At 71.4% G+C, this 6,613-nt stretch carries 7 protein-coding genes; 6 read left to right on the top strand and 1 reads right to left on the bottom strand.

The window, feature by feature from the left end; translation table 11 throughout:
- Positions 1-914: MFS transporter (locus tag CQZ88_RS23895; RefSeq protein WP_258008758.1), on the top strand; the 914-nt coding region annotated here is incomplete at its 5' end.
- A gap of 7 nt (positions 915-921) precedes the next feature.
- Here the strand turns inward: CQZ88_RS23895 and CQZ88_RS23900 are convergent.
- Positions 922-2,595, bottom strand: a complete 1,674-nt coding sequence (locus tag CQZ88_RS23900) for a CdaR family transcriptional regulator (RefSeq protein ID WP_102800410.1) — start codon at positions 2,593-2,595, stop codon at positions 922-924.
- 254 nt (positions 2,596-2,849) lie between these two features.
- Here CQZ88_RS23900 and CQZ88_RS23905 point away from each other — a divergent pair, with 254 nt between their 5' ends.
- From CQZ88_RS23905 to CQZ88_RS31730, 5 genes are all read left to right on the top strand, one after another.
- Positions 2,850-3,299 (top strand): heme-binding protein, encoded by a 450-nt coding sequence (locus tag CQZ88_RS23905; protein WP_006943161.1) that lies wholly within the window; start codon positions 2,850-2,852, stop codon positions 3,297-3,299.
- Positions 3,300-3,484: 185 nt separating this feature from the next.
- A complete protein-coding gene (locus CQZ88_RS23910; RefSeq protein WP_006943160.1) occupies positions 3,485-4,204 on the top strand; it encodes a TenA family transcriptional regulator in 720 nt (239 codons plus the stop codon).
- Between the two features lie 83 nt (positions 4,205-4,287).
- Positions 4,288-4,671, top strand: a complete 384-nt coding sequence (locus CQZ88_RS23915) for a Rieske 2Fe-2S domain-containing protein (protein ID WP_006943159.1) — start codon at positions 4,288-4,290, stop codon at positions 4,669-4,671.
- The gene (locus CQZ88_RS23920) at positions 4,668-5,891 is read left to right on the top strand and encodes an NAD(P)/FAD-dependent oxidoreductase (RefSeq protein ID WP_102800411.1); all 1,224 of its coding nucleotides are present in this window, start codon (positions 4,668-4,670) and stop codon (positions 5,889-5,891) included. Before CQZ88_RS23915 ends, CQZ88_RS23920 begins: the two co-directional genes overlap by 4 nt.
- A 1-nt stretch (position 5,892) precedes the next feature.
- The coding region (locus CQZ88_RS31730; RefSeq protein ID WP_258008759.1) for an aldehyde dehydrogenase at positions 5,893-6,613 on the top strand (721 nt) is incomplete at its 3' end.

Below are 6,613 nucleotides of genomic sequence, written 5' to 3' on the forward strand. Positions count from 1 at the left end.
GTGCCGGTCAGGCCCTCGGACCGTCGATGGGCGGCCTGATCGCCGACCACTGGGGGTGGCGCTGGGTGTTCGTCCCGCTCGTGCCGGTGGCGCTGATCGGCTTCGCGGGGACCCTGCGCTGGATTCCCGCGTTCGAGGGCCGGCGCATGCGCCTCGACGGCCCGGGCGCGGCCGCGTTGACGCTCGGCGCGGCGGTGCTGGTGCTCGGGCTGACGCTGGTCCCGCAGCCCGGCGTGGCGCTGCCCGTCGCCCTCGCGCTGATCGGGGGCGCGGCCGTCGTGCTCGTGTGGTTCGTGCTGCACTGCCTGCGCACGCAGGTGCCGTTCGTCGACGTCCGCCTCGTGGCCGAACCGCGGTTCGCCCGCAGCGCGATCGCGGCGTTCGGTCAGATGTTCTGCCTCGGTGCGACCCTGCTCGCGGTGCCGCTGTACCTGACCGGCGCGGGGGTGTCCACAGCCCTGGCCGGGACGATCCTGTTCGCGCTGCCCGCCGTGATGGTCGTCCTGGCCCCGATCGTGGGCCGCACGACCGACAGGCTGGGCGCCCGGAGGGTGCTGCGGGCGGGGCTGGCGGTGCTGATCGTCGCCCAGTCGGCCCTGGCCGCCGTCCTGGCGACCGCGGCGACGAACCACTGGGCGATCGTCGCGGTGCTCGCGGTCACCGGGGTGGGCAGCGCGCTCGTACAGACCCCGGCCGCGGCCGGGTCGACGCGCTCGCCCGCCGGAGCCCAGGGCACCGGGCTGGGGTTGTTCAACCTGATCCGTTTCGGCGGATCGGCGGTCGGCGCCGCATGGGTGGCCATCGCGGTGGACTCGTGGTCGTACCCCGTGCTGTTCGTCGTGTGCGCCGTCGTCGTCGCGGCGGGGCTGGCCGCGTCCTTCCTCGGCCGCGACCCCGAACTGGCAGGCGTGTGAACGTTGTTCAGCGGTAGTTGATCTCGCGGTCCACGGCGGTGTGGACATGGTCCAGCAGCTCGAGGCGGATCGCGAGCCACGCCGTGAACTGGTTCTCCGGCAGGCGCACGTCCATCGACAGCGCACGGGAGATGCGATCGAGCTTGGACAGCATCGTGTTCCGGTGCACGTTGAGCTCCCGCGCCGCGGCGTTGACGTTGCCACCCGCGCTCAGGTACGCGACGAGCGTGTCGTGCAGGTCGGTTCCGGCGCGGATCGGGCCGAGCACGTCGCGGACCAGGCGGCGGCTGCGGTCGGTCTCGGCGACGAGTTCGAGCACGCCGTAGCCGCGCAGGTCGCGGTAGGAGACGGCGCCGGACAAGCCCAGCCGCTGCCCGATTCCCAGGGCGACCCGGGCCTGACGGTAGCTCTCCCGGATCTCGTCCGCGCCGACGGCGGGCGCGCCGTGCGCGACCGGCACCGGCCGGCCGCGCCGGTCCTCCAGGTCCAGGGCCATGGCCTCGGCATACTTCTCGATCTCCGCCTCGACGTCGCGCCGGTCGTGCGACCGGAGCGAACGGACGACGACGAGGACGTCCCCGATCACGGTGACGTAGGACCGCACCGCCGGGTGCGGCAGCACGCTCGCCGCGTACCGCGCGAGCCGCAGCAGGCTCCCCGAGCCCTCGACGCCCGCACCCCCGGCGTCCGGAGCGTGCCCGGCCGCGACGAACACCGCGAACGTCGAGGTCAGATCGATGTCGTGATACCCGGCCCGCGCCTGCATGTCGTGCTGGCTGGTGAAGCTGCCGTGCACGAGCGCCTGCACGAAGTCCCCGCGGGCGCGTTCCTCCGCTTCGTCGACACTGCGCTGCCGCAACATCTCCGAGCCGATGATCGCCGTCGCCTGTTCGGTGACGACCGCGTGCTGAGCCAGTTCGTGCGGGCCCGGGCCGGGACCGGCGGCAAGCACCGCGACCCAGCCCTCGAACCGCTTGCCCAGGCGGATGGGGCTGGCGGTGCACGTCCAGCGTCCCGAATCGCCGGACAGCTCCACCACCCGGGTGTCGTGGCCGTGTCCGGATCCACTCGTGGTCTCCGCGCCCTGCCGTTCGGCCAGCGCCCGCGGAAGCCGGTCGGAGACGAGGTCCGTGGTCGCGGAGTCCAGGCCGTGGACCGCGACGACGTGCCCGCGCGCGTCGAGCGCGACGGCGGGATGGTGCGCGAGGGCCGAGACCTCGCGGAGGAGCAGGGTCATGCCCGCGCCCCGGTGCAGCAGCCCCGCCAGGGTGGTGTGGACGTGCGACGAGTAGCGCATCACGTGCACCTCCTGCGTCAGGGCACGCTCGGCCAGGAGGCGGTTGAGCGCCGCGAAGCCGATCGGGAAGCTCAGCTCGAGGACGACGAGTCCCGCGGGCAGCGGCGACTCCGCGGTCGTCGCGGGCAGCGAGCCGTCCACGACGAGGGCGGCGGCGCCGCGCGCGGCCAACGCCGCGACGGCGTGTACGTTGCCGGCGAGCGCCTCCGGACGGGCGTACACGGCGACGGCATCGAGGTCGTCGAATCGGCCCATGACCTCGCTGAACGGCAGTGCCCAGGTGAGGGCGCGGTCGAGGGCGGTGTGCCCGGACGCGATCCGCGCCCCGGTCATCAGCGACTCGTCGAGCAGACCCCGGACGGTCAGGCGCGGGCTCGGTTCCATGTCGACCTGCTTTCTGCGAGCGGGGCGCCGGCGCGAGGGACGACGTGCACCTTTTTCATCAAGTACCAGAGTCGAAGGTCCGCAGGCGATGTGCAACTTGTACACGAATTGTGTCGGGTACGGGTGATTCTGACCGTCCCTCCGTGGCCGCATCCCTGTTAGAAATAGCCCACTGGCGAAAACGCATCCACCGGCCGGACCCTCGCTTCCCGCTCCGCCAGGCCGGTACTCCCGCAGACCGAAAGTGGAGACCCATGCATCGAATTCATCGCATCACCCTCGACGACGCGCTCCCCCTCCTCGCTGCCGGCCGCGCGAAGGCGGAGGAGATCGGCGTCAAGCAGACCCTGTGCGTCTGCGACGAGAGCGCCAACGTCATCGCCCTGCACCGCCTCCCCGGTGCGCGGCTGACGGGTGTCGAGATCGCGATGGCCAAGGCGTTCACCGCGGCGGGCCACGAACGCGCCACGCACCTGTTCAACGAACCGCCCAACGGGCCGGCCCTGCCCGGCAACGAGGCCTTCGGCATCAGCCACATGCTGCCGGGCAAGTTCGCGATCTTCGTCGGCGGCTTCCCGCTGGTGTTCGACGGCCAGATCGTCGGCGCCGTCGGCATCAGCGGCGGAAACGGCGAGCAGGACAAGGCCGTCGGCGCGGCGATGCTCGCGGAGTTCGAGGCGATCACCGCGTCGGTGGCGCACTGACTGTGCACTTCGACCCCCGCCGGCGCCGCATTCCGGTCAGTGTGGCCGTGGCCGCACCCCGACGCCGGCACTAGTTTCGAAACCGACCGGAACAGGCTTTCACTCAGCCGATTTCGATCGTTCTCCGCAACGTCGCGGATCAACCCCAGCCCGACCGCACGACACAGCGTGAAAGGGAAACCACCATGACCGAACTGCTCGGACGCGACGAGTTCCGCGCCGCACTCGAGAACGCGATCAAGGGCCGCGAGGCCAAGGACGCCTCGTTCAGCAAGGCCTGGGCCGAGGGCAAGCTCGAGAAGCACCACTTCGCCCGGTGGGCCGAGAACCACTACCACTACGTGGGCCCGTTCGCGGACTACCTCGCGAACATCTACTCCAACACGCCCGACACGTTCACCGACGCCAAGGACTTCACCCTGCAGAACATGTACGAGGAGGAGCTGGCCGACATCCGGCACACCGACCTGCTCATCAAGTTCGCCGAGGCGTGCGGCACCACCCGCGAGCGCGTCGAGGATCCGAACAACATGAACGCCGTCACCCGCGGCCTGCAGGCGTGGTGCTACGCGGTCTCGCAGCGCGAGCACTTCGTGGTCGCCACCGCGGCCCTGGTCGTCGGTCTCGAGTCGCAGGTGCCGAGCATCTACAAGAAGCAGATCGTGCCGCTGCGCGAGGTGTACGGGTTCACCGAGGACGAGATCGAGTTCTTCGACCTGCACATCACCTCGGATGTCGTCCACGGCGAACGCGGGTACCAGATCGTGCTGGACTGCGCCGACACCCCGCAGTTGCAGCAGCGCTGCCTGCAGCTCGTGCGCTGGGGCGCGGAGATGCGTTTCTCGTACACCAAGGGCCTGTACGACACGTACGTCGCTCCCGACCTCGAGCTGGCTCCGGCCTGACCGACGTGACCGGACCGCGGGAGGGTCCACCGCTCGGCCCTCCCGCACCGGTCCCGGCGGCCATCCCCGATCGAAGGAGAATCATGTCCACCGACGCCGCCTCGGCCCCGCCCGGGTCGACCCGCGACAGGGTCGCCGTCGCCACCGTCAAGGAGCTGACCCGCCGGCGCAAGCTGCGCGTCGAGGTCGACGGCGTCGGCATCGCGTTGTTCCACGCGAACGACCGGGTGTACGCGTTCGCCGACCTGTGCATCCACCAGGACCGCTCGCTCGCCAAGGGCACCCTGTTGCACGGGCGGGTCATCTGCCCCGGCCACCAGTGGCGGTTCGACCTCGAAACCGGCTACGAGGAGGACCAGGATCTCTGCCAGCCGACCTATCCCGTGACCGTCGAGGGCGACACCGTCTATCTCGATCCGGCCCCGCGCCGAGTCGTTCCCGGCTCGCAAGAGGAGAGTTCGTCATGACCGTACGCACCGTTGTCACCGTCGGCGCCGGCCAGGTCGCCGCGGTCGCCGCACGCACGTTGCGCCGCCGCGGATTCGACGGCCGCATCGTCCTGCTCGGCGACGAACCGCACGCGCCCTACCAGCGGCCGCCACTGTCGAAGGAGTTCCTCGCCGGCCGGGAACCCGTCGCCTCCCTTTCCCTGCTCACACCGAAGTGGCTGGCCGACAACGATATCGACATCCGGACCGGTGTCACGGTACGGCGCGTCGACACCGCCTCGCGCAGCGTGGAATTCGACGGTGGGTCCGTCGCCGCCGACGCGGGGATCCTCGCGACCGGGGGACGCCCGCGCACGATCCCCACCTCCGGGACGCGCCCCGATCTCGTGCACTACCTGCGGACGCTCGACGACGCCGTCGCCCTCGCCCCGCGGCTGACCCCCGGTGCGCGCCTGGTCGTCGTCGGCGGCGGATTCGTCGGCCTCGAGATCGCCGCAACGGCACGCGGTCTCGGTGTCGACGTGGTCGTCCTCGAATACGCCGACGCCCTGCTGGGTTCCGTCCTGGGCGCCACGGTCGGCGGGTTCTGCGCCGACCTGCACCGCCGCAACGGCGTCGATCTGCGCACCGGCGTCGGCGTGGACTCCGTCGCGACCTCCGAGGCCGGGGTGCGGGTCCGCACCACGACCGGCGACACGATCGAGGCCGACGTGGTCGTGGTCGGCATCGGCATCACGCCGAACGTCGCCGTGGCCGCCGCGAGCGGACTCCACACCGACAACGGCATCGTCGTCGACGCCGTGGGCCGCACCGCCGTACCGGGAATCCACGCCGCCGGCGACGTCGCGAACCGCTTCTCCGACCGCGCCGGCCGCCGAGTCCGGGTGGAGCACTTCGACAATGCCAACCGGCAGGCCGCGGTCGTCGCGGACACGATCGTCGGTCGCACCTCGCTCGCCGACGACGCCCACTGGTTCTGGTCGGACCAGTACGACACGAACATCCAGTTCACCGGAACATCCTCCGGGACGACGGAACTCGTCGTGCGCGGCGACGCCCGCTCGGGGGAGTTCACCGTCTTCTATCTCGCCGGCGACGTGCTCACCGCGGCGTTCGCCATGGACCGCGGCGAGGACATCATGGCCGCCCGCGAACTCGTCGGCCGGACGGTCGGCGCGCACCAGCTCGCCGACGCGGACGTGGACCTGTGGGAACTGGGCGAACAGGTGGTGAGCTGAGGTGGCCGTAACAGGACTGAACTTCATCGACGGTGCGTGGGTGCCGGCCGTCTCCGGCGCCACCTTCGAACGACGCAACCCCGCCGATTCCACCGACCTGATCGGAACGTTCCCCGATTCCGACGCCACCGACGTGCGCATCGCCGTCGACGCACTCGACAAGGCGGCCCCCGAATGGGCCGCCACCCCACCGGAGCGCCGGGCCGCCGTCCTGGAGGCCGCCGCCCGGCACCTCGAGGAGCGACGGGAATCGCTCGTCGGGGAACTGGTCCGCGAGGAGGGCAAGACGCGCGCCGAGGCCACCGTCGAGGTGAGCCGCACCCCCATGAACCTGCGCTTCTACGCGGGCGAGGCGCTGCGCGCGACCGGCGCGACGTACCCGGCCGCCGGCCGCACCATGATCTACACCGTCCGCGAACCCATCGGCATCGTCGGGGCCATCACCCCCTGGAACTTTCCGCTGAACATCCCGTCCCGCAAGCTCGGGCCGGCGCTCGCCGCGGGAGATCCGGTGCTGTTCAAGCCGTCCGAGATCACCCCGCTCATGGGGCAGCGGCTGGTCGAGGCGCTGCTCGCCGGCGGACTGCCCCCGGCGGCGATCGCGCTGGTGCAGGGCGGCGGGCGGGCCGGGGCCGCGGTGGTCGCCGACGAACGCGTCGCGGCCGTCACCTTCACCGGATCGACGGAGGTGGGCCGGGCCATCCATCGTGGCATCGGCCCGG

The organism is Rhodococcus sp. ENV425 (genome assembly GCF_002887785.1).
GTDB lineage: Bacteria > Actinomycetota > Actinomycetes > Mycobacteriales > Mycobacteriaceae > Rhodococcus > Rhodococcus aetherivorans.

Bases quoted from the DNA above. Each gene is read 5' to 3' on its own strand.
- CQZ88_RS23910 (WP_006943160.1), top strand. From the start codon at position 3,485: ATGACCGAACTGCTCGGACGCGACGAGTTCCGCGCCGCACTCGAGAAC.
- CQZ88_RS23900 (WP_102800410.1), bottom strand. From the start codon at position 2,595: ATGGAACCGAGCCCGCGCCTGACCGTCCGGGGTCTGCTCGACGAGTCG.
- CQZ88_RS23920 (WP_102800411.1), top strand. From the start codon at position 4,668: ATGACCGTACGCACCGTTGTCACCGTCGGCGCCGGCCAGGTCGCCGCG.
- CQZ88_RS23915 (WP_006943159.1), top strand. From the start codon at position 4,288: ATGTCCACCGACGCCGCCTCGGCCCCGCCCGGGTCGACCCGCGACAGG.
- CQZ88_RS23905 (WP_006943161.1), top strand. From the start codon at position 2,850: ATGCATCGAATTCATCGCATCACCCTCGACGACGCGCTCCCCCTCCTC.